This window comes from Streptosporangium album (assembly GCF_014203795.1).
GTDB lineage: Bacteria > Actinomycetota > Actinomycetes > Streptosporangiales > Streptosporangiaceae > Streptosporangium > Streptosporangium album.
The window spans coordinates 4,212,830-4,237,587 of record NZ_JACHJU010000001.1; the positions used below are offsets into that span (position 1 = coordinate 4,212,830).

At 73.1% G+C, this 24,758-nt stretch carries 12 protein-coding genes; 2 read left to right on the forward strand and 10 right to left on the reverse strand.

The features are described 5' to 3' along the window. Position 1: 1 nt before the first annotated feature. Genes FHR32_RS20365 through FHR32_RS20395 form a run of 7 tightly spaced genes read right to left on the reverse strand, consistent with a single transcriptional unit; the run spans position 2 to position 17,793 of the window. Positions 2-205, reverse strand: a complete 204-nt coding sequence (locus FHR32_RS20365) for an MbtH family protein (RefSeq protein ID WP_184755746.1) — start codon at positions 203-205, stop codon at positions 2-4. After that, positions 202-5,574: a type I polyketide synthase gene (locus FHR32_RS20370; RefSeq protein WP_184755747.1), complete on the reverse strand. Its 5,373-nt coding sequence runs from the start codon at positions 5,572-5,574 to the stop codon at positions 202-204. The genes FHR32_RS20365 and FHR32_RS20370 overlap by 4 nt, the downstream gene beginning before the upstream one ends. After that, positions 5,564-9,085, reverse strand: a complete 3,522-nt coding sequence (locus FHR32_RS20375; RefSeq protein ID WP_184755748.1) for a non-ribosomal peptide synthetase — start codon at positions 9,083-9,085, stop codon at positions 5,564-5,566. The genes FHR32_RS20370 and FHR32_RS20375 overlap by 11 nt, the downstream gene beginning before the upstream one ends. Further along, positions 9,082-11,358, reverse strand: a complete 2,277-nt coding sequence (locus FHR32_RS20380) for a lantibiotic dehydratase (protein WP_184755749.1) — start codon at positions 11,356-11,358, stop codon at positions 9,082-9,084. The genes FHR32_RS20375 and FHR32_RS20380 overlap by 4 nt, the downstream gene beginning before the upstream one ends. Beyond that, a complete protein-coding gene (locus FHR32_RS20385; RefSeq protein ID WP_184755750.1) occupies positions 11,355-13,640 on the reverse strand; it encodes a lantibiotic dehydratase in 2,286 nt (761 codons plus the stop codon). Before FHR32_RS20385 ends, FHR32_RS20380 begins: the two co-directional genes overlap by 4 nt. Next, complete coding sequence (locus FHR32_RS20390) at positions 13,637-14,395, reverse strand: thioesterase II family protein (protein WP_184755751.1); 759 nt, start codon at positions 14,393-14,395, stop codon at positions 13,637-13,639. Before FHR32_RS20390 ends, FHR32_RS20385 begins: the two co-directional genes overlap by 4 nt. Continuing rightward, entirely contained in the window at positions 14,392-17,793 is a 3,402-nt protein-coding gene (locus FHR32_RS20395; protein ID WP_312882506.1) for an amino acid adenylation domain-containing protein, read from the reverse strand. Before FHR32_RS20395 ends, FHR32_RS20390 begins: the two co-directional genes overlap by 4 nt. Before the next feature lie 250 nt (positions 17,794-18,043). Here FHR32_RS20395 and FHR32_RS20400 point away from each other — a divergent pair, with 250 nt between their 5' ends. Further along, entirely contained in the window at positions 18,044-19,882 is a 1,839-nt protein-coding gene (locus FHR32_RS20400; protein WP_184755753.1) for an AfsR/SARP family transcriptional regulator, read from the forward strand. 31 nt (positions 19,883-19,913) lie between these two features. Here the strand turns inward: FHR32_RS20400 and FHR32_RS20405 are convergent, their stop codons facing one another. Further along, the gene (locus FHR32_RS20405; RefSeq protein ID WP_312882507.1) at positions 19,914-20,219 is read right to left on the reverse strand and encodes an STAS domain-containing protein; all 306 of its coding nucleotides are present in this window, start codon (positions 20,217-20,219) and stop codon (positions 19,914-19,916) included. A 101-nt stretch (positions 20,220-20,320) separates the two neighbouring features. Then, a complete protein-coding gene (locus FHR32_RS20410; protein WP_184755755.1) occupies positions 20,321-21,817 on the reverse strand; it encodes an LCP family protein in 1,497 nt (498 codons plus the stop codon). Between the two features lie 65 nt (positions 21,818-21,882). Here FHR32_RS20410 and FHR32_RS20415 point away from each other — a divergent pair, with 65 nt between their 5' ends. Next, the gene (locus FHR32_RS20415; RefSeq protein ID WP_184756613.1) at positions 21,883-22,914 is read left to right on the forward strand and encodes a glycosyltransferase family 2 protein; all 1,032 of its coding nucleotides are present in this window, start codon (positions 21,883-21,885) and stop codon (positions 22,912-22,914) included. 19 nt (positions 22,915-22,933) lie between these two features. Here FHR32_RS20415 and FHR32_RS20420 read toward each other — a convergent pair whose 3' ends face one another. Further along, complete coding sequence (locus FHR32_RS20420; RefSeq protein ID WP_184755756.1) at positions 22,934-24,727, reverse strand: CDP-glycerol glycerophosphotransferase family protein; 1,794 nt, start codon at positions 24,725-24,727, stop codon at positions 22,934-22,936. Between the last annotated feature and the right edge of the window lie 31 nt (positions 24,728-24,758).

Here is a 24,758-nt window from a genome sequence, read left to right on the forward strand (position 1 = left end):
GTCATCCCCCCTGGCGCAGGCTGAGCGGACGCATGTCAGTCCATACCGTCTCGATGTGGTCCAGGCATTCCTGCCGTGCTCCGCTGAAGCCCGTGTCATGCCATCCGGCGGGGAGGGACTGCCCCGCGGGCCAGATCGAGTACTGCTCCTCGTCGTTGCGGACGACAAGGTAGGGGGAGTCGGTCACGGTTCCTGCCTCGTTCATTTGCGGTCCAGCTTGGGGATGGTGGTGGCCGGGCGGGACTGCTCGGCCTCGCCGCCGGCGGCCCGGAGCCGTTCGACGACGGCCGCGAGCTCGGCCACCGTCGGCGACTCGAACAGGCTGCGCATCGGCAGCTTCACGCCGACGGCCTTGCGCAGGGAGGCGATGAGCTGCACCGCGATCAGGGAGTTGCCGCCGAGCTCGAAGAAGTCGTCGTCGATGCCGACCCGGGACACTCCCAGGCCGTCGCTCCACACGCGTGCGATGGCCGCCTCCAGCTCGGTGCGGGGCACGGCGTGGTCGTCGCCGGCCGCCGTGTCCTCGCCGGTCTCGCCGGCCTCGCCGTCCCCGGCGTGGATGCCGGTGGTCCGGGCCCGGACCCGTTCGACGAGTTCGGCCACCGGCAGCGGGTTGATCACGACCTGGGGGCCGAGGCGCGCGGCCAGCACCCGGCGGAACGCCTCCGCGCCGTCCACGGGGGCGATGCCGTCCGTGGCCGGTGCGGCGGGCGCGGGGTCAGCCGTGCCGCCGGGGGCGGTCAGGCCGCCGGTGACGGCGTCGCGGTCCACCCGGCGCAGGACGAAGTCGCCGATCTCCACCAGCGCCCGGCCGTCCTCGTCGAACAGCGTCAGGTCCGCCGAGACCACGTCGTCACCGCCGTCGGCGTAGCGCAGGTGGCTCCAGAACCGCGCGGGCAGCGGGCCGCGCACCAGCACCCGGCCGTAGGAGAGCGGCAGGTAGCTGCCCTCGCCCCGTCCCTCGCCGAACGCGGTGGCCACGTCGAGCAGCGCCGGGTTCAGCACCCAGCGCTCCAGGTCGGCCAGGGCGGCCTCGGGCGCGACGATCCGGGCGAGCTCCTCGTCCTGGCCCACGTGGTGCTCGCCCAGCGCGTCCCAGCGGGGGCCGAAGGCGAGCATGCTGGTACGGCCGGCCTCGTGCCCGGCGGTGCGCGGCCGGCAACGGGCCACGATCGCCGGGGCGTCCGCCTCGGCGGCCGGTCCGGGGCGCACCCACCCGGCCGAGCCGCGCACGTGCGTGGCGGAGCGGCCCGCCGTACGGCTCACCACCTGGAACTCGACGCCGTCCGCCGAGCCGGTCAGCTCCACCCGATACTGGGCGGTGCTCCCGTCGGGAACGGAGAACGGCTCCAGGAAGGCCACGTCCCGCAGCTCCACGACGTGGTCGGCGTCCGGAGCGGGCAGGCAGGCGGCCACGGCGGCGCGGGCCGACTCCAGGTGACCGGTGCCGGGCACCACGGGCACCTCGCCGATGCGGTGTTCGTCGAGCAGCCAGTGCGTGCCGGCGGACACCAGCCCGTGGCACTCGGCCTCGCCGTCCTGCCCGGTGACCCGGGTGGAGAGGACCGGGTGGTCCACCGCCTGGGCCACCCCGCCGCGGGCGGCGCGGAAACCGCCGGGCGCGGACACCTCGACGGCCATGCCGACCTCGGTCCAGCCGCCCCAGTTCTGCGAGACGACCGGTGCGCGCCAGCCGTGGGCACTGCGGGCGTAGGCGTCGAGGAAGCTGTTGGCCGCGCAGTAGTCGACCTGCCCGAAGCCGCCGACCACCGAGGTCACCGAGGAGCAGAGCGCCACCCAGTCGAGCGGCAGGTCGCCGAAGGCCTCCGCCAGGGCGAGGGTCCCCGCGATCTTGGGGGCCAGTACGGCGGTCGCCGCGGAGCGGTCCTTCACCTCGGCCATGCCTCCGCCGGGCAGGCCTGCGGCGTGCACGATGCCGTCCAGCCCGCCGAACTCGGCCTCGATCCGCTCCCGTGCCGCGCTCAGCTCGGCCGGGTCGGTGACGTCCGCGGCCAGCACCAGCACCTGGGCGCCGGCCTGTTCCATCCGCCGGATCGCCAGGATGGCCCGGCCCGTCCGGTCCTGGCCGCCGTGCACCGCCAGGTGGGCGTCCCACTCCGCGCGCGGCGGCAGGCCGGCGCGGCTGAGCAGCGCCAGGCGGGCACGGGCCCGCCGCGCGAAGTCCTCGGCGAGGGTGATGCCGATGCCGCCGACGCCACCGGTGATCAGATAGCGGCCCCCGTCGCGGACCACCGTGGTCCCGGCGGCCTCCTCGCTCACGGGCACCTGGGTGTAGTCGCTGACCCAGCGGCGGCCGGCGCGCAGCGCCACCTCCGCCTCGTCGGCGGGCCGCAGCAGCTCGGAGACCAGGTCGGCCGTCTGAGCGGTGCCCGCCTCCGGGTCGGCGTCGATGTGACGGACGGTCAGCCCGGGCAGCTCCAGCGGGACCACCCGGGCGATGCCGGCGAGGGTGGCGTGCTCGGGACGGGACAGGACGCCCTGGGCGTCCGAGGTGCCCGACGAAACCACGTCCAGGTGGACGCCGTCGGCCACCCCCGCACCGGCCAGCGCCTGGACCAGGTCCAGCAGGCTGAAGAAGCCGCGCTCCTGCGCGTCCCAGGTGGCGGCGATCCCGCCGTCCGCGGGCGGGCCGTCCAGCGTCAGGGCGTGCACGATCCGGGCGGGGACTCCGCCCGCGAGCATCGCCCCGTGGTCGCCGGGACCGGCGACCCGTACGGTGACCCCCCTGGCGCGCAGCTCGGCGACGAGCTCCTGCCCGCGAGGCCCGTCGGCCAGCACCACGCAGTCGCCGAGGTCGGCCCGGCGGAGGTCCGGAGCGGCCTGGCGCCAGGTGGGCACCGCGAACCAGTCGGCCAGCGGCAGCGGACCCCGGCGGCGGGGCGGGGCCACGGCCTGGTCGGCCGGGTCGGCGTCGATCCAGTAGCGCCGGCGCTCGAACGGGTACGCCGGCAGCGGCACCCGGCGGCCCGACGGACCGAAGCCCGCACCCAGCGGCACCCCGGCGGCCCACAGCGTGCCCGCCGCGTCGTAGACGGTGGCGGCGTCCCCGGCGCGCTCCCCGGAACCGGGCAGGCTGGGCAGCGGCGCGGGCGCCCCCTTGGGGAGCTGCATCCTGGCCAGCCCGGCCAGCTGCCGTCCGGGTCCGCACTCCACCAGCAGCGGCGGCGTGTCGCCGTGCGTGGCGAACAGCCCGGCGACGCAGGCGCCGAATCTGACCGGCTGCCGCAGGTGGCCCGCCCAGTAGGCCGGGTCCGTCGCCTGCTCGGCGGTGATGGGCTCACCGGTGACGTTGGACCAGAACGGCAGGCTCGGCGCCTGCCGGGGCACCGAGGCGACCAGCGCGGTGAACTCCGCGAGGATCGGCTCCATCATCGGCGAGTGGAACGCGTGCGAGGTGCGCAGGGCCTTGCAGCCCACCTCCTCGGCCTTCAGCGTCTCGGCGAACGCCTCGACCGCGTCCGCGGGGCCGGCCACCACGCAGGTGCCGGGACCGTTGACGGTCGCCACCGACACCCCGTCCGGCAGCCGGCCGGCCAGCGCCGACTCGTCCCGCTGGACGGCGAGCATCGCGCCCGGCGGCATCGACTGCATCAACGCGCCCCGGGCGGCGACCAGCCGCACCGCGTCGGCCAGGGTGAAGACCCCGGCGACGGTCGCGGCGACGTACTCGCCGATGGAGTGGCCGATCATCGCGGCCGGCCGTACCCCCCAGCTCTGCCAGAGCCGGGCCAGCGCGTACTCCACGGTGAACAGCGCCGGCTGGGTGTAGCGCGTCTGCCGGAGCGTCTCGTCGGCGTCGGGCGCGGCGCCGAACACCAGGTCGCGCAGGTCGAGGCCGAGGTGCTCGGTGAGCAGGCCCGCGCACTCGTCGACGGCGGCGGCGAACACCGGCTCCGTCCGGTACAGCTCCGCGCCCATGCCGGCGTGCTGCGCGCCCTGCCCGGAGAACAGGAAGGCCACCGCCGGCGGGGTGGTGCCGGCCTCCCCCTTGCGGCGGCGCTTGCGGTCCCGCAGCGCGGTGACCGCGTCGGCGCGGTCGGTGGCCGTCACCGTGGCCCGGTGCGGGTACTCCATCCGGCCCACCCGCAGCGTGTGGGCCACGTCGGCGAGGTCGAGGTCCTCGTTGGCCGTCAGGTGCCCGGCCAGCCGCTCCACCGCCGTGTCCAGCGCGGTGGCGGTCTTGGCGGAGACCTGCAGCAGGTGCGCGGGCCGCGGGGGGATCGGGTCCGCCTCGACGCGCGGCGCCTCCTCCAGGATCATGTGCGCGTTGGTGCCGCCGATGCCGAAGGAGCTGACTCCGGCGCGCCGGGGACCGCCGTCCGTCTCCCACTTGCTGAGCGTGGACGCCACGTAGAACGGGGTGTCGGCGAAGTCGATGGCCGGGTTGGGGCGCTCGTAGTTGATCGTCGGCGGGATCAGCCCGTGCTCCAGCGCCAGCACCGCCTTGATCACGCTGATGATGCCCGCGGCCTGGCTGAGGTGGCCGATGTTGGACTTCACCGAGCCGATGCCGCACCAGCCGCGGTCCCGCGTGGACTGCGTGTACACCGCGGACAGGGCGGCGACCTCGATCGGGTCGCCCATCGCGGTGCCGGTGCCGTGCGCCTCGACGTAGCCGATGCTGCGCGGGTCGATCCCGGCGGCCCCGACCGCCTGCGCCACCGCGGCGGCCTGCCCGTCGACGCTGGGCGCGGAGAATCCGACCTTGCCGGCGCCGTCGTTGTTGATCGCGTTGCCCCGCACCACCGCGTGGATGTGGTCGCCGTCGGCGATGGCGTCCTCAAGCCGCTTGAGCACGGCGACGCCGACGCCGCTGCCCCAGACGGTGCCGTTCGCGTCGGCGTCGAACGGACGGCAGTGACCCTCGGGGGAGGTGAACCCCTCCACCCCGATGTATCCGGTCGCCGGCGGGTGTTCGAGGTTCACGCCGCCTGCCAGGGCCATGTCGCACTCGCCGCCGCGCAGCGCCTCGCACGCCAGGTGGAGCGCGACCAGCGACGTGGAGCAGGCGGTGTGGACGGTCAGGCTGGGCCCGCGCAGGTTCAGCCGGTACGACACGGTGGTGGCCACGTAGTTCGGCGAGTTGGCGGTGGCCAGGCCGATGCCGTGGCGGGTCTCCCAGACCCGCTTGTTGCGGGCCAGGTTCTCCCACAGGTACTGGTTGCCTCCGGTGCCGGCGTACACGCCGATGGCGCCGTCGTAGCGTCCCGGGTCGGTCCCGGCGTCGTTCAGCGCGGTGTAGCACGTCTCCAGGAACAGCCGGTGCTGCGGGTTGAGGATCTCCGCCTCGCGCGCGGTCAGGCCGAACAGCCCGGCGTCGAACTGGTCGTACCCCTCCACGTACGGTGCCTTCGACACCCAGCTCGGGTCGTCGACGTCCTCCTCGGACGCGCCCCTGGCCAGCTGTTCCTCGCGGGTGAAGGTGGTGATCGACTCCACACCGTCGACCAGGTTGCGCCAGAACCCGTCGATGTCGGCCGCGCCCGGCACCCGGGCGGCCATCCCCACGATGGCGATCGGTTCGACGCCCTCGTCGGCGACGTCACTGGTCATGGTCGTTCTCCTGTCCGGTGGTGCTGTTGACGCGTCGTGGGCGTCGGGTACGGTTGCGCCGCGCCTCGCCTCGTGAGACGGCGCGGGCGAGTTCTGAGTCGCCGCTCTGGGGGTCGTCGGAAGGGCCGCCCGCCTGGGTGTCCAGGTGGACGGCGAGGGCACGGATGTTCGGGTAGCGGAACAGGTCCACCATCCGCAGCTCACGGTCGAGCCGGACGCACAGGCGGGCGTGCACGGCGGCGAGCGCCAGTGAGTGACCGCCGATGTCGAAGAAGTTGTCGTCGGGGCCGACGGTGTCCCGTTCCAGAACCTCACGCCAGATCGCGGCGATCAGCTGCTCGGTGGCGCTCGACCCGCTCCCGGGGTTCGGGGGCGGCGCATGCGGCTCGGCGACCCGCATGGCGCCGGGCGCGGCGTCCGGCGTGACCTGTCCGGGCAGGGCGACCTCGCCCATCGGGGCGGCCGGATCGGCGGCCAGCGCGCCGACCACGTTCACGTAGTCGGCGAGCATCGCCTCGACCCTGGCCGCGTCGAACAGGTCGGGGTTGTAGACGACCTCGACACAGAACCGGCCGGCCCGCTCCGTCACGTACACGGTCATGTCGAACGGCGATCCCGGCTTGTCGACCTCGATCGTCTCGCTGCTCAACCCGGGCAGCTCCAGCCGGGGCTGCGTGAGGTTCAGCACGTTGAACATGATCTGCACCAGCGGGGCACGGGACGGGTCCCTGCGGATGCCCAGCTTCTCGACCACGCGCTCCAGCGGCGCGGCCGGGTGCGCGGCGACGTCCAGCAGCTCGCGGGTGCACCGCCGTACGTGGGCGGCGAAGTCGGCGCCGTCGTCCGACCGCAGCCGCAGCGGGACCATGTCGATGAAGAACCCGACCAGGTCGTCGAAGGCGGCCACCCGCCGGTCGGCGACGACCGCGCCGATGACGTGGTCGGCGGTGCCGGTGAGCCGGTGGAGCAGCCGTCCGAGCCCGGCGAGCAGCACCCCCGCCGGGGTCGCCCCGAGGTCGGCGGCGAGCGCGCGGACCGCGGCGTCGGCGCCGGGCGGCAGGGCCACGCGCGCCTCGGCTCCCCGGTAGGTCTGCACGGCCGGGCGGGGCCGGTCGCGGGGCAGGTCCAGCGCGGTGGGCGCTCCGTGCAGGTGCTCGGCCCACCAGGCCAGGTCCGCGTCTCCGTCGCGCTCGTCCCGCCCGGCCCGCCAGACCGCGTAGTCGGCGTACGAGGCGCGCAGCGGCACCAGGTCCGGCGCTCGGCCGGCGGCGGCGGCCGCGTAGCAGGCGGAGAGATCGGTGTAGAGCGCGTCCTGGGACCAGCCGTCGAACACCGCGTGGTGCAGGGTCAGCGCCAGCACGTGCTCGTCGGGGCCCAGCACGTACAGCCAGGCCCGCCAGGGGGGACCGCCCGCCAGGTCGAACGGCGCGGACGCGCCGGCCGCCAGCCGGGTGCGCAGCTGAGCGTCCCGCTGTGCCCGGCCGTACCCGCGCAGGTCGACCACCGTCAGCTCCACCTCGCCCGGCGGCTCGCAGACGGCGTACGGCACGCCGGCCGTCTGCCGGATCCGCCAGCGCAGCACGGCGTGCCGCTCGGCGACGGCCCGCAGCGCCGCCCGCAGCGCCGGCACCTCCAGGGGACCGCGCAACGTCTCGGCCAGGGCGATGTTGTACGGCGCGGCCTCGGGTGCCAGCTGGTCCAGGAACCACAGGCGGCGCTGCGGCGGCGCCAGGGTCGGCGGGTGGCCGAGGGTGAGCTCCGGACCAAGCAGCCGGGCGGCCTTGTCGAACCGCCCGGCGATCTCCGGCAGGGTACGGCCGGCGAACACGTCGTCCACCGTCACGTCCAGGCCCAGCTCGTCGCGGACGGCGGCGACCAGCCGCATCGCGGTGATCGAGTCACCGCCGCCGGAGAAGAAGTCGGCGCCGACGCCCAGGCGCCGCCACACCGCCGCGAGCGCGCGTTCGGTGGCGGTCTCCCCCTCGGGTGAGCCGCCGGCCGGGCGGTCCTCGGCGGCCAGCTCCCGCAGCCTGGCCCTGTCCACCTTGCCGGAGACGTTGAGCGGCAGTCGGGGCAGGCGCAGCACCCGCCCGGGCAGCATCGCGGCGGTCAGCCGCGAGGCGGCGTAGCCGGTGTCGGCCGGGGCGTCCTCCGGTGTGAGGAACGCGACCAGCTCCAGGCCGCCGCCGGGCCCCGGCACCGCCTCCACGGCCGCCTGCGCGACCGCCGGGTGCTCCTGCAGCACGGCCGCGACCTCGCCGAGCTCGATCCGCTGGCCGCGGATCTTGACCTGTCCGTCGCGGCGGCCCAGGTAGACGAGCTGCCCGTCGTCGGCGTGGCGCACCATGTCCCCGGTCCGGTAGAGCCGCGCGCCCGCCTCGCCGGAGAACGGGTCGGGCACGAACGCCTCGGCCGTCAGCGCGGGCCTGCCCAGGTAGCCCCGGGTGACGCCGGGGCCACCGATCAGCAGCTCGCCCTCGGCCCCGCGCTCGACCAGGCGGAGCCGGTCGTCGACGACGTAGCAGCGGTGGCCGCGCGTCGGGAGGCCGATCGTGACCGGCGTGGTCTGCGGCGCGGTCAGCTCGCCGGCGACGGGCGACACCGTGGTCTCGGTGGGTCCGTAGGTGTTGACGAACCGGCGGCCCGCCGTCGCCCACCGGTTGACCAGCTCGGCCGGCACCGCGTCGCCGCCGCACATCACCGTCCGCCAGCCGGGCAGCGCGGCCGGGTCGAGCAGGGACAGCACGGCCGGGGTGATCACCCCCCAGTCGACCCGGTGCCCGGCGATGAACCGCTCCAGCCGCGCGGGATCGGTGCGGTCGTCCTCACCGGCCAGCTGCACCGACCCGCCCACGGACAGCGGCACGAACAGGTCGAGGACGGAGGCGTCGAATCCGAGGGAGGCGAACGACAGCGCGCGGGTGCTCTGCCCGGCCTCGGTGTACGCGGCCCAGGTGACGACGTAGTCGATCAGGTTGCGGTGGGTGACGAGCACGCCCTTGGGACGGCCGGTGGAACCGGAGGTGTAGATCGCGTAGGCGACGTTGTCCGGCGCGGCGGGGCAGGCGGGCACGGCGGCCAGGTCGACCGGTCCGGCCGGCCCGGGTACGGCGACGCGCCGCGGGCCCGTCTCACCGACGGCCTCCGCTCCCGCCCGGTCGCACACCACGACGTCCAGACCGGCGTCGGCGGCTATGTCCCGCAGCCGCAGCCGCGGGCCGGCCGGATCCAGCGGCACGTAGCCGCCGCCGGCCAGCAGGACGCCGAGGAGCGCGACCACCATCGCGGGCCGCCGCTCCAGGCAGATCCCGACCCGGCTCTCCGGGCCGACGCCGAGCGCGCCGAGCTGGGCGGAGAGCGCCGTGGCGCGGGCGACCAGCTCGCGATAGGTGATCTCCTCGTCCCACTGCGCGACCGCGACGGCGTCCGGCACGGCCCGGGCCCGCGCCACGATGAGGTCGGCGACGCTTTCCACGGGGGAGGGCGCCGGGTGGGGCAGGCGGGCGTTCACCGCTCACCGCCTGCGGGGGTGGGGTCGGTGATCTGCAGGCGGAGTTCGCTGAAGTAGCGGTTGCCGTGCTGGTCGGGGACCCAGGCCTGGTCGGGGGTGGGGAGGGCTTCGCTGATGGTGACGGATGCGTCGGGTCCGGCGGTGCGGAGCATGGTGCATAGGACGCCGACGTGGTGGGGGCTGGTGAGGTCGGAGTAGCAGGGTTTCACTTCGGTGCCGATCTTGACGAAGATCTGGTCGGGCAGGTTGAGACGGTGCCGCCAGGCGCGGGTGGCGAGGTAGCGTTCGCGTTCGTTGGTGATGTCGGCCAGTCCGGTCTCGGCGACGGTGGTGCGCCAGGTTTCGCGGGTGATGATCAGCCGGTCGATGGTGACGCGGGGGATGTGGGGGGCGGGCGTGGTGAGCTTGAACGCGTCCACGGCGAGTCCGTTGAGCATTCCGGCGAACATCTCGATCAGTGGCCACCGGTGTCCGTCGGGTGCGGTGGCGGTCAGGGTGCCGTTCTCGTCGGAGACGGTGACCGCGGTGGCGGGCAGCAGCCGGTCGGGCTCGGCGCCCGGTGCCGCGGCGAACCCCAGCAACCGGTCGGTGGTGCCGGTCAGCGACGGGGCGACCCGCCCGGTGTGCCGGGGCCAGGTGTCGGGATGGAGCAGCCGGACCCGGTGCTCTCCGAGGTCGGCGGTCAGCTCGTCGCGGAGCCGGTCGGCTTCGGGGTGCCAGGCGGTGAAGAGATCGCAGTCGAACGTCGGCCACGCCGCGTGCAGTTCGCCGAGGACGACCTGGTAGTCGCCGCGGTTGACGGCGTCGATGTCGGGGGCGCAGATCTGCAGGTCGGGGCTGTGTATCCGGGCGCTGGACCAACCGGGCTTCTCTGCGGGGAAGAGCCGGGCCACGGACTCGGCCAGGTCGGCGGCGGACAGCTGGACGCGGGTGCCGTCCTCCGCCAGGCCGAACAGGCTCCCCCAGCGCCGGGTGAACTCCTCGGCCACGGCGTCCGCGGGGCGCCGCCCGGTGCCCCACAACAGGCCCTGGGCCAGGGACATCAGGTCGGCCAGGCGCACCGGGGCGTCGGTGTCCTCCCGCAGATCGTCGTACAGCTCCCGCAACGCCGCTCCGTAGGCGTCGGCCAGCGTCGCCGTCAGCCAGCGGGCGGTGGTGAGGATGATGGCCAGGGGTGGGGCGAGGTCGTCGAGGAGGGTGGCGCCGACGGTGACGTCGAGGTCGCGGGTGGTGTCTTCGTAGCAGAGGGTGCGGCCGGCGTACATCTGGCCGTCGCGGCGGCGGGGTGGGGCGCCGGTGATCGCGGTGAACTCCGCGTCGAGGGCGGCGAGGGCGTCTTTGAGTGCGGTGGGGTCGCCGGCGGTGGCGGTGATGGTGTCGCGGGCGGTGCACAGCCGGTTCAGTCCGGTCAGGGCGTGCTGCTGGAGGTCGGTTTCGCCGATGGTTTCGATGCGGGCGCGTAGGGCTTGTTCGGCGTCGCGGCCGATGGGCAGTGCGGCGTCCCAGGTGATGAGGTCACGTTCGACGAGTCGTTCCAGGAGGAGGTAGCCGTCTTCGGGGCGGGGCAGGTGGGCGACCGCTTGGATGGCGGGGGTGCGTCCGTCGCAGTGGGCCAGCAGGGCGGCTTCGGGTGGGGACAGGGGCAGGGGTGGTTGCATGGGGCGCAGGATCTGCCGGTCGTCCAGGGTGAGGTGGGGCAGTAGTGCGGGTGGCCACCAGCGGCGGATCTGCGGGTCTTCGGCGAGGTGGTCGGCGTAGGCGCTCATGGCCCAGCCTTCGAAGAAGACCCGCCGCTCGCGTAGCAGGCCGGGCCCGGTGTGGACGTCCAGTGCCCGCTCGGTGCCCGAGCGGATGTCGATCCAGCAGATGGGGCCGAAGAAGCCGATGGTCTCGTTCTTGGCGCAGTAGCGCTGCCAGTAGCGGACGACGGCGCGTTCGCGGTCGCGGCGGCGTACGTTGCGGGGGGCGTCGGGTCCTCCGGCGAGCAGGCCGTCCAGGGCGATGAGGACGCCGGGGTTCTGCCAGGTGACGGCCTCGCGGAAGAGGGGGTCGGCGGCGATCTGGCAGATTTTGCGGGCGCCGGTGGTGATGGCGTCGGCCAGTGCTTTGTCGAACGCGTCGGCGTTGCCGTGGCCGGTCAGCAGGTCGTCGGCCGCGGCCGCGGTGGCGGGGGCGGTGAAGGCGTCCAGGCCGTCGGCGGGGAATCCGGTGGTGCGCAGGAGCGCGTCCGGCCACACCGACCAGCCGGTGTTGCCCAGGTTCACCTTCGTCACCGCTCACCGCCTGCGGGGGTGGGGTCGGTGATCTGCAGGCGGAGTTCGCTGAAGTAGCGGTTGCCGTGCTGGTCGGGGACCCAGGCCTGGTCGGGGGTGGGGAGGGCTTCGCTGATGGTGACGGATGCGTCGGGTCCGGCGGTGCGGAGCATGGTGCATAGGACGCCGACGTGGTGGGGGCTGGTGAGGTCGGAGTAGCAGGGTTTCACTTCGGTGCCGATCTTGACGAAGATCTGGTCGGGCAGGTTGAGACGGTGCCGCCAGGCGCGGGTGGCGAGGTAGCGTTCGCGTTCGTTGGTGATGTCGGCCAGTCCGGTCTCGGCGACGGTGGTGCGCCAGGTTTCGCGGGTGATGATCAGCCGGTCGATGGTGACGCGGGGGATGTGGGGGGCGGGCATGGTGAGCTTGAACGCGTCCAGCAGTTGCGTGCTGAGCATCTCGGCGAACATCTCGATCAGTGGCCACCGGTGTCCGTCGGGTGCGGTGGCGGTCAGGGTGCCGTTCTCGTCGGAGACGGTGACCGCGGTGGCGGGCAGCAGCCGGTCGGGATCGGCGCCCCGTGCTCTGTCGATGCCCAGTTGCCGGTCGCGGGGCCGGACGAGCCCGTGGCCGGTGCGGGTGGTGGTGCGCGGATAGTCCTCCGGGTAGAGGATCCGGAGCCGGCTCGGTCCCAGGTCGAGATCGAGGTCGGCACGGAGTCTGTCGGGGTCGGGATGGAACGGGCTGAACAGCGCGCTGTCGAACGACGGCCACGCCGGGTGCAGTTCGCCGAGGACCGCCTGGTAGTCGCCGCGGTTGACGGCGTCGATGTCGGGGGCGCAGATCTGCAGGTCGGGGCTGTGTATCCGGGCGCTGGACCAGCCGGGCTTCTCTGCGGGGAAGAGCCGGGCCACGGACTCGGCCAGGTCGGCGGCGGACAGCTGGACGCGGGTGCCGCTCTCGGAGCCGGACGGCACGTCGGTCAGCTCGGCCCACCGCCGGGCGAAGTCGTCCGCCACCGTGCGGAACGGGTTGTCGCTGCCGGTGAACAGCAATCCCTGGGCGAGATACCACAGGTCCGCCAGGCGCACCGGTGTTCCGGCGTCCTCCCGGAGTTCGGTGTAGAGGTCCCGCAGGACGTCCCGGCACGCCGAGCTGATCGCGTGGGTGAGCCAGCGGGCGGTGGTGAGGATGATGGCCAGGGGCGGGGCGAGGTCGTCGAGGAGGGTGGCGCCGACGGTGACGTCGAGGTCGCGGGTGGTGTCTTCGTAGCAGAGGGTGCGGCCGGCGTACATCTGGCCGTCGCGGCGGCGGGGTGGGGCGCCGGTGATCGCGGTGAACTCCGCGTCGAGGGCGGCGAGGGCGTCTTTGAGTGCGGTGGGGTCGCCGGCGGTGGCGGTGATGGTGTCGCGGGCGGTGCACAGCCGGTTCAGTCCGGTCAGGGCGTGCTGCTGGAGGTCGGTTTCGCCGATGGTTTCGATGCGGGCGCGTAGGGCTTGTTCGGCGTCGCGGCCGATGGGCAGTGCGGCGTCCCAGGTGATGAGGTCACGTTCGACGAGTCGTTCCAGGAGGAGGTAGCCGTCTTCGGGGCGGGGCAGGTGGGCGACCGCTTGGATGGCGGGGGTGCGTCCGTCGCAGTGGGCCAGCAGGGCGGCTTCGGGTGGGGACAGGGGCAGGGGTGGTTGCATGGGGCGCAGGATCTGCCGGTCGTCCAGGGTGAGGTGGGGCAGTAGTGCGGGTGGCCACCAGCGGCGGATCTGCGGGTCTTCGGCGAGGTGGTCGGCGTAGGCGCTCATGGCCCAGCCTTCGAAGAAGACCCGCCGCTCGCGTAGCAGGCCGGGCCCGGTGTGGACGTCCAGTGCCCGCTCGGTGCCCGAGCGGATGTCGATCCAGCAGATGGGGCCGAAGAAGCCGATGGTCTCGTTCTTGGCGCAGTAGCGCTGCCAGTAGCGGACGACGGCGCGTTCGCGGTCGCGGCGGCGTACGTTGCGGGGGGCGTCGGGTCCTCCGGCGAGCAGGCCGTCCAGGGCGATGAGGACGCCGGGGTTCTGCCAGGTGACGGCCTCGCGGAAGAGGGGGTCGGCGGCGATCTGGCAGATTTTGCGGGCGCCGGTGGTGATGGCGTCGGCCAGTGCTTTGTCGAACGCGTCGGCGTTGCCGTGGCCGGTCAGCAGGTCGTCGGCCGCGGCCGCGGTGGCGGGGGCGGTGAAGGCGTCCAGGCCGTCGGCGGGGAATCCGGTGGTGCGCAGGAGCGCGTCCGGCCACACCGACCAGCCGGTGTTGCCCAGGTTCACCTTCGTCACCGCTCACCGCCCGTGAGGTCCGTCGACAGGAAAGTGGTCAGATCCGCCAGATTGTCCTGTAGGAAGAAGTGGCCGCCGTCAACGTGGTGCAGGACGAAACCGGCGGTGGTGTGCTGCTCCCACGGAGTCATCTGCTCCATCGAGACGGCCCGGTCGAGCGTGCCGGTGAAGGCCGTGATCGGCACCGGCAGCGGCGGTTCCGGCTGGTACACGTAGTCGTCCAGCCAGGTGAAGTCCGCCCGCAGCGTCGGCAGCAGCAGCTCCAGCAGCTCCGGTTCGTCGGCGACCGCCTCGGGCACGCCGCCCCCGGCCACGACCCGGGCCACCAGCTCGTCGTCGGAGAGGCGGGAGAGCCCGTCGAACATGGCCGACCCACGCAGGTGCGGCGCGCGGGCGGCGCCCACGTACAGCCGGACCGGCAGGGGCGCATCGGTACGGCGCAGCCGCCGTATCACCTCGAACGCGAGCCGTCCGCCCAGCGAGTGCCCGTACAGCGCGTAGGGACGGCTGTCGGCGGTCACGGCGTCGGCCACCGCGGTGGCCAGCTCGTCCAGGTCGATCTCGGCCGGCTCGACGATCCGGTTCTCCCTGCCCGGCAGCTGGACGCCCACGACCTCCACACCGGGAGCGAGGGCGGCCGGCCACGGATGGAACACACCCGCGCCCGCGCCGGCGTAGGGCAGGCAGAACAGCCGGAGCGCCGCCTGCGGCAGGGGCCGCGCGCACCGGAACCAACGGGCCGTCAAGGTGGTCATCGAGTGCCTCCCGGCAGGGCGATCCAGTAGCGCTGCCGCTGGAAGGGATAGGTCGGCAGGGGTATCCGCCGCCCTGGGGCGGCGGAGCCGGAGGGCAGCCTCTCCGGCAGGTCGGCCTGGGACAACAGCCGGTCCGGGTCGAGCTCCGCGACCGCCTCGGCGAGGCTGCCGCACTCCACGACGGCCCGGTGGGCGAAGGAACGCCGTCCGACCGTCAGGGTGTGTGCCACGTCGGCCGGCGACAGGTGCGGGTTGGCGGCCAGGTGGGCGCGCAGCCGTACGATCGCGGCGCGGAGGGCCTCGGGGGTGCGTGCGGAGAGGGGGAGCAGATACCGCCCTCCGGAGACGGTCGCCGCCTCCGGAGGCTCCGGCGCCTCGGCGACCAGGACGTGCGCACCGGTGCCGCCGATGCCGATCGCGCTGACCCCTGCCACGCGTCGGCGGCCGGCCGGCCAGTGCGTCGTCTTGGTGGGCAGGTAGAACGGCCCGCGGTCCAGGTCGAGCTGCGGGTTGGGGGTGTCGAGGTGCAGGTTGCCGGGGATCTGCCCGTGCCATACCGACAGGACCGCCTTGATGAGGCCCGCGACCCCGGAGGCGGCGTCCGTGTGGCCGATGTTGGTCTTGACCGCGCCGAGCGCGCAGCGGCCGCCGCTCTGCGCGCCGGCCGCCAGGTAGGCCCGGGTCAGAGCCTCCACCTCGATGGCGTCTCCCAGCGGGGTGCCGCTGCCGTGCGCCTCCACCATGCCGATCTCGTCGGGAGATATCTCCGCGTCCTCAAGGGCCTCGGTCACCGCGGCCACCTGACCGGCCAGGCCCGGTACGGCGAAGCCGGCCCGTGCGGCGCCGTCGTTGCCGATCGCCCAGCCGGGGATCACCGCGTACACGTGGTCGCCGTCGGCCATGGCGTCCGCGAGCCGCTTCAGCGCCACCACGCCGCTCCCGCTGGAGAATCCCGAGCCGTCGGCCGCGGCGTCGAACGCGCGGCACCGGCCGTCGGGTGAGACCATCCCGCCGGGGGTGTGCCGGTACCGCGGCCAGGTGACGGTGACGCCGCCGGCGAGCGCGAGGTCGCAGCGGTAGTCGGCGAGGCTCTGGGCGGCAAGGCAGACCGCGACCAGGGAGCTGGAACAGGCGGTCTGCACGGCGATCGCCGGGCCGGTCAGTCCGAGCCGGTAGGCGGCCTGACCCGGCAGGTGGTCGGCGTTCTGGTGGGGCAGGATCCGCCCCTCCCAGTCATCGGGGTCGTCCGGCGCTCCGGCGGCGGGGTTGCCGAACAGGTGGAAGAGGAAGTACCGGTTGGCCGACGCGGAGGCGAACACGCCGATCTGGCCCTCGAACCGGTCCGGGTCGCACCCGGCGTCCTCCAGGGCCTCCCAGGCCGTCTCCAGGAACAGCCGGTGCTGTGGATCGGTGCGGGCGGCCTCGCCGGGGCCGAATCCGAAGAACTCCGCGTCGAAGTCCGCCACCCCGTCCAGTTTCCCGCCGGCCTTCACATGCGCGGGATCGGCCAGCAACGCCGCTCCGATGCCCAGTTCGCGCAGCTCCGAGTCCGGGTAGTCCCAGATGGCGTCCACCCCGTCGGACAGCACGGACCAGAAGGCGGCAGGGTCGGGAGCGCCGGGGAACCGGCAGCCCAGGCCGACCACCGCGATGTGGTCGTCGAGATCGCCGGCGTCGGCGCCGGAGGTCGCCGCGACGGCCGGTGGGAGAGGCGACGGGCCGGCCGGCGCGGACAGGGCACGGGCCTGGGCGCGCACCGTGGTGTGCTCGAACAGCGTCATCATCGGCACCGGTGTCCCGAACGCGTCGGCCAGCCGCTGCTGGAGCCGTCCCAGGAGAAGGGAGTGGCCACCGGCGTCGAAGAACGGCTCGGTCACGCCGATCTGGGCCACGCCGAGCACCTCGCACCAGGCGTCGTGCACCGTGGCCTCGGCGGGGGTGGCCGGCTGTTCGCCGGCGCGGGCCGGGCCCGGCGCGGGCAGGGCCCGGATGTCCACCTTGCCGGTGGGGGTGAGCGGCAGCGCGTCGAGCACCACGATCGCCGCGGGCACCAGGTGGTCCGGGAAGGTCTCGGCGGCGGTCCGCCGCATCGCGGCCGGATCCAGTACGGCGGCGGCGGCGGAAGGCTGGACGTGGGCGACGAGCCTGTCGCCGGCGAGCGTGACCACGGCCCTGGCCACCCCCGGCTGTCCCACCAGGTGTGCCTCCACCTCGGCCGGTTCGACGCGGAACCCGCGCACCTTGATCTGCCGGTCCAGCCTGCCCAGGCAGACCAGCGTGCCGTCGGGGAGCTCGCGCCCGAGGTCTCCGGTGCGATACAGCCGCCCGCCGTCGTCGTCGGTGGTGAACCGTTCGGCGGTGCGTTCCGGATCCCGCCAGTACCCCAGCGCCAGGTACGGGCTGCGGATGGCGATCTCACCCTCACCGGTGCCGGAGTCCAGCAGCACCACCTCATAGCCCGGCAGCGCACGCCCGATCGGCACCAGGGGTCCGGCCTCCGGGGAGTCGAAGGAGGTGTGGTGGTGGGCCACGAAGGTGGCCTCGGTGGCACCGTAACCGTTTACAAAACGGCACGCGTCGGCGAAACGTCCACGGCCGGCGGCCACATCGGACCCGGTCACCCGCTCGCCGCCGAGCAGTACGGCCCGTACCGAGGGCAGCCGGCCGGCCGGCCCCAGCGCGTCGAGCACGTACCGGTAGAGCGTCGGGGTGGAGTGGTAGACGGTCACTCCCAGGTCGGCCAGGCGGCGCACCAGTTCCTCCGGCCCGAGGGCGCGGACGTCGACCGGGACGATGGCCGCACCGGTCAGCAACGCGGGGTAGATGTCGGGTATGGAGGCGTCGAAGCTGACAGAGGCGAGCAGGCTGAGCCGGTCCCCGGAGGTGATCGACAGGCTTTCGACCTGGTTGCCGGCGCAGTGCGCCAGGTTGCGGTGGCTCTGGGCCACCCCCTTGGGCACGCCGGTGGATCCGGAGGTGTAGCGCAGGTAGGCCAGGCTGTCCGGCTCGATCGTCCCGGCGGCCGTCGGCGTCATCGGAGTCGCGTCTTCGACGAAGACCACCGCGCAGGACCGTTCCCCGAGGAGGGTCCGGGCGAGCGCCTCGTGCCGTCGCGTGGTGACCAGCACGGTCACATCGGCGTCGTCGAGCATGTACGCCAGCCGCGGCGCCGGATACGACGGGTCAAGGGGGACGTAGACGCAGCCGGAGAGCAGGGTTCCCATGATCGCCGCGATGGTTCCCGCGTCATGGCCGGTCAACAGGCCGACGCGTGCTCCCGGGCGACCTCCCGCCGTGACGACGAGGTGCCTGATCCCGCCGGCGGCGGCGGCCAGCTCGGCGTAGGTGACCGAGGAATCAGCCGAATACACCGCGACGCGGCCGGGAGCAGCGTTCACGGCATCGAGGAATCGGCCGACTACCGTATGTTGCATTATCCGAAATCCTGCACGTTTCTCACTATCCGGATCCGCCGTTACCGCGTGTTGTGCCTTTCCACATGATTTGTGGCTCGCTGACATGTGGAACGTTAAAGGGCGGACATTTCCGATCATTAGCCATACGATTGCTATGTCCGCAAACGTGGCTAATACGGCTTGGGCGTGTTTCCTCGGGGCGGATCAGTGAGGCCCAAGGCGGAGGACAGGCATGACCGTCGACAAGGCTGTTCCCGCATACGACTTTCAGATCCTCGGGCCGCTCCGGCTCTGTCGGGACGGAATCACCGTGGCGCTGCCGGCACGCCACCCCCGCATGCTCCTGGCGGTGCTGCTGCTGCACAACGGCGAGATCGTCGCCGAGGGGCGGCTGCTGGAGCAGGTGTGGGGCCAGAGCGCCGGCAGCATGATCGCTCTGCGCACCGCCGTCTCGCGGTTGCGCTCCTGGATGCGTGAGGCGGCCGGCGCCGTCGCCTCCATCGAGCACGTCGACAGTGGATACCGGCTGCGGCTACCGGGCCGGTCCATCGACGCGGCCCGGTTCCGCGCCGTCCTGGCCGCCGATTCCGACACCGCCGGCATGGACCCCCACCAGCGGCTGGCCGACCTGATGAACGCGCTCGAACTGTGGCGTGGTCCCGTGCTGGACGGCGCCCCCGACGGCGTGCGAGAGGACTCCGCGGCCCAGGGGCTGGACGATGATCACGCCATGTGCCTGCAGCGGCTGGCCGTGCTCTCCATCGCGGTCCAGGCCCCCGAACTGCTGTTGCCGAGGACCCGAGCCCTGGCCCGGGCACGGCCGTTCGACGAGCCGCTGCACACGCGCCTGATCGAGCTGTACGCCGCCTGCGGCCGGCCCGCGGAGGCGCTCATGGAGTACGAGCGGCTGCGATCCCGGCTCGCCGACGAGCTGGGCGTCGCGCCCAGCGCGGACGCGCAACGCGCCTACCTCACCCTGCTCGACCAGGACCCTCCGCCGCTCGGCGGGTTCGAGCGGACCTACGGCATGGGATGGGGGCGCCAGGTCGTGCCCCACCAGGTCCCCGCCGACATCGCCGACTTCACCGGGCGGGACAAGGCGACCGCCGTACTCCTCGACCACCTGGGCGGGGTGCTGAACGATCCGACCCGGCCGGCCGCGCTGGTCGCGGGTGTCACCGGTCCGGCCGGAGCCGGCAAGTCCACCCTGGCGGTGCACGTCGCACACCGGCTGATGGCGACGTGCACCGACGGCCAGCTCTACGCCGATCTGGGCGGCACCGGAGCCGCTCCCGAACCCCCGGCCTCCGTGCTCGGACGGTTCCTGCGGGCGCTCGGAGTCGGACAGACCGCGGTCCCGGAGGACCTGGCCGAGCGCACGGCCCTGTACCGCAGCCTCATGAACAGCCGCCGGATCCTGGTCGTGCTGGACGACGCCGCGGGGGAGGCTCAGGTGCGGCCGTTGCTCCCCGGCTCGCCGACATGCTCGGTCCTCATCACCAGCCGGTCCCGGCTGGTGGGTTTCAGCGGTGCGAGAATCGTGGATCTCGACCGGTTCGACGTCGATCACGCCATCCATCTGCTGGCGGCCGTCATCGGGCACGAACGGGTGGTCGAAGAGCCCGAGGCCGCGGCCGAACTGGTCCGGCTGTGCGGCAGGCTGCCCCTGGCGGTGCGCATCTGCGGCGCCCGGCTCGCCGCCCGCCCGCACTGGCCGCTCTCCGGCCTGGTCGCCGTGTTACGCGACGAACGCCGCCGTCTGGACGAGTTGAGCATCGCGGACCTGACCGTGCGGGACGGTCTGCGGCAGAGCTACGCCCGGATGAGGGAGGATGCCCGGCAGACACTGATCCGGCTGGCCAGGCTGGGAGCGGTCGAGTTCACGGTCGGCACCGTCGCCGCCGTCTGCGGCTTGGACCACATGGCCGCCGAGGACTGTCTGGACGCCCTGATCGAGGCCCGCTCCGTCTCGGTGGTCGGCACCGGGCAGGCCGGGATGGTCCGCTACCGCCTCGACGACCTGGTCCGGCTGTTCGTCCTCTACCCGGGCACGGCCCGGCCGCCGGTCTGACAGCGGAGCCCGGCCTCCGGGCGCGGAGTGTTCAGGCGGCGGCGTCGAGGGCCTCGCGCAGAGTGCCGCACGTCTCGAAGTGCCGGTTGAGGTTGGTGACGGTCAGCAGGTGGGTGATCATGCCGGGGTTCAGCACCAGGATGAGGCGGCCCCGGGTGTCCCTGACCCGCGTGAGCGCCCCCACCAGGATTCCCAGGCCCACCGAGTCGCAGAACGGCACCTCGGTCAGGTCCAGCACCAGGCACGGATGGCCGGGGGTCTCCAGAGCGTGCTCCACCTCCGCGCGGAGCCGGGGGGCGACGGCCATGTCCAGCTCGCCCGACGCCTGCACCACCACGCAAGGACCGTTGCTCCACCTCTGAACATCGAAAGCCGTAACCACGATCATCACCTCCGTGCGTTCTACCTGCCCTGAAGAGTGGTTTCTATGCGTTTGCCTTACTTTTTGCAGATGTTCTGAGTCGCGGTCCTGGCAGCGGGGGGCGTGGTCGCGGCGGGAGACGCGGTGGGAGTGGCGGCCTCCGCGACGGTGACCTTCTTGGCGCCCGAGTACTTCTGGCCGACGATCACCTCGATCCGGTCGCCGATGCCCTCCACCGGGCGGACGTCCGCTCCGGGCAGCGCGGCGGCCAGGGTCCGCGCCGAGTCCTCGCGGCCCGTGCCGTACCGGATGACCGTCTTGTCGTGATCTCTCTTCTGGGTGTCGCCGGCGGCCTCGGGGACCAGGAATCCGGCCTTCAGCAGGTCGGTCCGCGCCCGCGCGCCGAGACCGGTGATCAAGGTGCCGTTGAGCACCTTGACCGAGATCCGGGCGGGCGGCACGGTGAGCGCGGCGGCCGAGGGGGTCGGCGTCGCGGCCGCGGTCGCGGTGGGGGTGGGCGTGGCGGGCCCGGTGAGCGGTTCGTCGGCGGCGATCCGGCGGAACAGCTCGGCGGCCGCGTCCTTGTCCCAGAGCACGGCGGACTCGTTGGTCGGCGTCGTGTAGTCGACGTCGGCGAGCGGGACCGTGGCGAAGGCCACGTCGTCGGTGGAGACGTCTCTGAGCTGGTTGGCCAGGCCGAGCAGGTCCTTGCGGAGCGGCTCGTCCACCCGGAGCGTGCCGAGGGCGGTGTTGACGAACGAGGTGAGCCTGACCGGGTTGGTCAGCGTGCCGCCGCTCAGGGCCTGGTGCAGCAGGGCCGAGATGACCTGCTGCTGGCGGTCGATGCGGTCGAGGTCGGAGCGGGCGGTGGCCCGGGTGCGGGCGTAGGCGAGGGCCTTGACGCCGTCGAGGGAGTAGGTGCCGGGCTGGAGGGCCAGTGAGGTCTTCGAGTCGTTGATCGCGACCGGGGTGCACACCGAGACGCCGCCCAGGGCGTCGACCACCTCGATGAAGCCGAGCACGTTCACCTCGACGTAGTGGTGGATGTGGAGCCCGGTGGCGTTCTGCACGGTCCGTACGGCGAGTTTCGGGCCGCCGAACTGGTAGGCGGCGTTGATCTTGTGCAGGCCCTTGCCCGGGATCGTCGTCCAGGTGTCGCGGGGGAGGCTGACCACGGTGACCCTGGTGTGGTCCTCCGACAGATGGAGAACCATCATGGTGTCGGTCCGCTCACCGGCCTCGCGGCCCAGGTTGAGCCGGTTCTGCTGCTGGCGGGTGAGGTTGTCGCGCCTGTCCACGCCGACGACCAGGATGTTCATCGCACCCGTGGACGGCGCCCCCGTCACGCCCGCGTCGACTGACTCGATCTTGCTGGCCGCGTAGTTCGGCAGCGCCCACGTCACGCCGGAGGCGCCCAGCACCACGGTGGAGAGCGCGCCGGCGATCAGCAGCCCCCGGCGCCGGGAACGAGCACCCCTGGCGGACCTGCGGTCACGCCTGGGGTTCACCCGGACCTTGCCGTAGGCGTCACCGCCCACCTGCACCCCCGAGTCGTCCTCTTCCGGGTCGCGCATGCGTGGCCCCCTAGGCTCTGCTGGGTCGATGAGGTACCCGTTCGTACAGTAGCGTGAGCGACGCCATGAAGCAGTTCCCCGACTCGCCCGCGCCGGCGTCGTCTCACGAGACACGTGTCTGGCCCCCCATCTCCATCGTCATCCCGGTGCTGAACGAGGAGCGCCATCTGAGGGAGGCGGTGCGTCAGGTCCTGTCGCAGCGGTACGCGGGACCGATCGAGGTCGTGCTCGCCATCGGCCCCTCCCAGGACCGCACCCAGGAGGTCGCGGACGCGATCGCGTCCGAGGATCCACGGGTGATCGTGGTCCCGAACCCGACCGGCCGCACTCCCAACGCCCTCAACGCCGCCATCGGCGCGTCCCGCAGCGGGATCATCGCCCGGGTGGACGGCCACGCCATGCTCCCGGAGGACTACCTCCGGGTGGCGGTGGAGACGCTTGAGGAGACCGGCGCCGACAACGTCGGCGGCGTCATGGCCGCCGAGGGCGTCACGCCGTTCGAGCAGGCCGTGGCCCGCGCCATGACCTCCAAGATCGGTGTCGGCGGCGCCCGCTTCCACACCGGCGGCACCGCGGGCCCGGCCGACACGGTCTACCTGGGCGTGTTCCGCCGTGAGGCGCTGGAGCGGGTCGGCGGCTACGACGAGCACTTCCAGCGGGCGCAGGACTGGGAGATGAACCACCGCATCCGCGAGACGGGCGGCCTGGTCTGGTTCCAGCCCCGGATGCGGGTCTCCTACCGGCCCAGGCCCACCGTCAAGGCCCTCGCCAAGCAGTATTTCCACTACGGCCGCTGGCGCAGGGTCGTCGCCCGCACCCACGAGGGCACGATCAACCTGCGCTACCTGGCGCCCCCGGCCGCGGTGCTGGCCATCATCCTCGGCCTGGTCGTCTCCCCGTTCTTCTGGCCGGGTCTGCTGATCCCCGGCGGCTACCTGGCGGCGATCCTGGCCGGCTCGGCGGTGACCGGCAGCGGCCTGCCCGCGGCCTCGCTCGCCCGGCTGCCCCTGGTCTACGTCACCATGCACATGTCCTGGGGCTGGGGCTTCCTCACCAGCCCGAGGCGGCTCGGCAAGCCACCCGCGACACGGGGCTGACCGCGCGCGGGGAGGGGCCTCAGCCGTCCGCTTCCCCGCGCGCGGCGCGCTCGTAGGCGCCGTCCACCGCCTCGTTCAGGCGGGTCATGGCGTCCGGATGGTCGGGGCCGAGCAGGTAGGTCCTGAGCTTGCGCCTGGTGGCCGCCAGCACGTCCTCCCCGCCGCGCTCCACGGCCGAAAGGACGGCGGGCAGCCCGTCCAGGTCCTCGGTGAGCAGGTAACCGGCCTCCGTGCTGGGGTACCGCTCACGGAAGGTCCGTTCCGGGAGCCCCGCCACGTTGGTCACCGCGTACGGCTTGCCGCTGGCGATGAAGTCCGCCACCAGGCTGGAGATGTCGGTGATCAGCAGGTCGGCCTGGTTGAAGCAGTCGTAGAGGGACGGTTCGGGCCCGGCGACGACCTGGTGCCTGACCGGCTCGGCGTGGGCCGTACCGGCGGGGTGGCGGGCGATGGACCGCGACAGCTCCGCCCTCTCCAGCATCGCGAGGATCCCCCGGTGGGCGTCACGCGCGGCCGGGTTGCGGTAACCGGTCAGCGGGTGCGGCTTGTAGATCACCCGGAGTGCGGGGGAGCGGGCGAGCAGGGCGCGGACGATCGCCTGCCCCATCGTGATGATCGAGGTGTGGAACAGGTCGTCGGTCCATCCCTCCCAGGTGGGGGCGTAGAGCACGGTGCGGTACGGCAGGCCGGGCCCGGTGCTGTGAACCCCGGTGAGCTGCGGCCGGCCCACCTCGTAGATGTCCTCGTCGCACACGCCCACCCGGGCGCGGCGGTAGCGGTCGCGGCCGGCCTGCCCGGCCACCCAGACCTCGTCGTAGACCTTGGTGAACGGGTTGAACGACGCCTCCTTGTCGCTGTCCCCGTGACCCACGAAGACGCTGCGCAGTCCCCGGATGCGCAGCATGTGGATGTTCTTCCCGACGTTGGACGGATACAGGCAGACCCGGGCGGAGTCCAGCGCCCCGAAGCTCATCAGGTCGGCCGCCGACGGGATGCAGACCACCGGCAGCGAGGTCTCTCCCAGCAGCCGGAGCATGCTCGTCTCCCGCAGGACCACCACGGCCCGCCGGTCGATCCGCTCCAGCGGGCGCAGCCACATGGTGGCCTGATAGGCCGAGTCGTTCGGCCCGGAGAAATAGAGGATCACCTCCGGCCGGTAGGTGGTGAGGTGCTTGCCGACCGTCCTCAGCACGACGCGCCGGTTCCTGAGCGGCCTGACCCGGCGCAGGTGGGGCAGGAGGCCGGCCACGCCCGCGGCCCCGAGGCCGAGCGCGATCACCACCCCGGCCACGCCCTGGTAGCCGGTGCCGAGCACCGCGTCCAGCGTCGCGCCGCCGACCGGCAGCATGTCGAGGTACAGCGTCCGCATGGCGCCGTAGCCGACCAGGACGTTCGGGGGCGGCGGGGGGATCTCCACCGCGCCGTCGATGTTGCGGGTCAGCACCGGAAGCCTGGTGAGGACCCGGGCGTGGGCGATGGCCAGCCCGGTCTGCAGGGCCCGTACGCCGTGAAGGACGAACAGTCCCAGGACCAGGGCCGAAAACCAGGGCGAGTCGGTGCCGGCCGTACGCGCGACCAGGAGGACCGCGGCCATCTCGCGGATCATGAACCGTAGCGTGACGCCCAGGTGCACACTGCTCAGCAGGTCGACCAGTTTCCGGGCCCGCCGCCTGGCGACGATCTCCGCCGCGTAGGACAGCGCGCAGAACGCCAGGAAGACCCATGGCCAGGGCCACAGAGCGGCGACGACGAGCGGCGGGTAGGAGCCCAGCACAGCCGCGCACGCCAGCAGGGCACGAGGGTCACGCTTCATCTTCCGACGCTAACCGCGCGCCGATGTCCGC

Bases quoted from the DNA above. Each gene is read 5' to 3' on its own strand.
- FHR32_RS20365 (WP_184755746.1), bottom strand. From the start codon at position 205: ATGAACGAGGCAGGAACCGTGACCGACTCCCCCTACCTTGTCGTCCGC.
- FHR32_RS20370 (WP_184755747.1), bottom strand. From the start codon at position 5,574: ATGACCAGTGACGTCGCCGACGAGGGCGTCGAACCGATCGCCATCGTG.
- FHR32_RS20390 (WP_184755751.1), bottom strand. From the start codon at position 14,395: ATGACCACCTTGACGGCCCGTTGGTTCCGGTGCGCGCGGCCCCTGCCG.
- FHR32_RS20400 (WP_184755753.1), top strand. From the start codon at position 18,044: ATGACCGTCGACAAGGCTGTTCCCGCATACGACTTTCAGATCCTCGGG.
- FHR32_RS20410 (WP_184755755.1), bottom strand. From the start codon at position 21,817: ATGCGCGACCCGGAAGAGGACGACTCGGGGGTGCAGGTGGGCGGTGAC.
- FHR32_RS20415 (WP_184756613.1), top strand. From the start codon at position 21,883: ATGAAGCAGTTCCCCGACTCGCCCGCGCCGGCGTCGTCTCACGAGACA.
- FHR32_RS20420 (WP_184755756.1), bottom strand. From the start codon at position 24,727: ATGAAGCGTGACCCTCGTGCCCTGCTGGCGTGCGCGGCTGTGCTGGGC.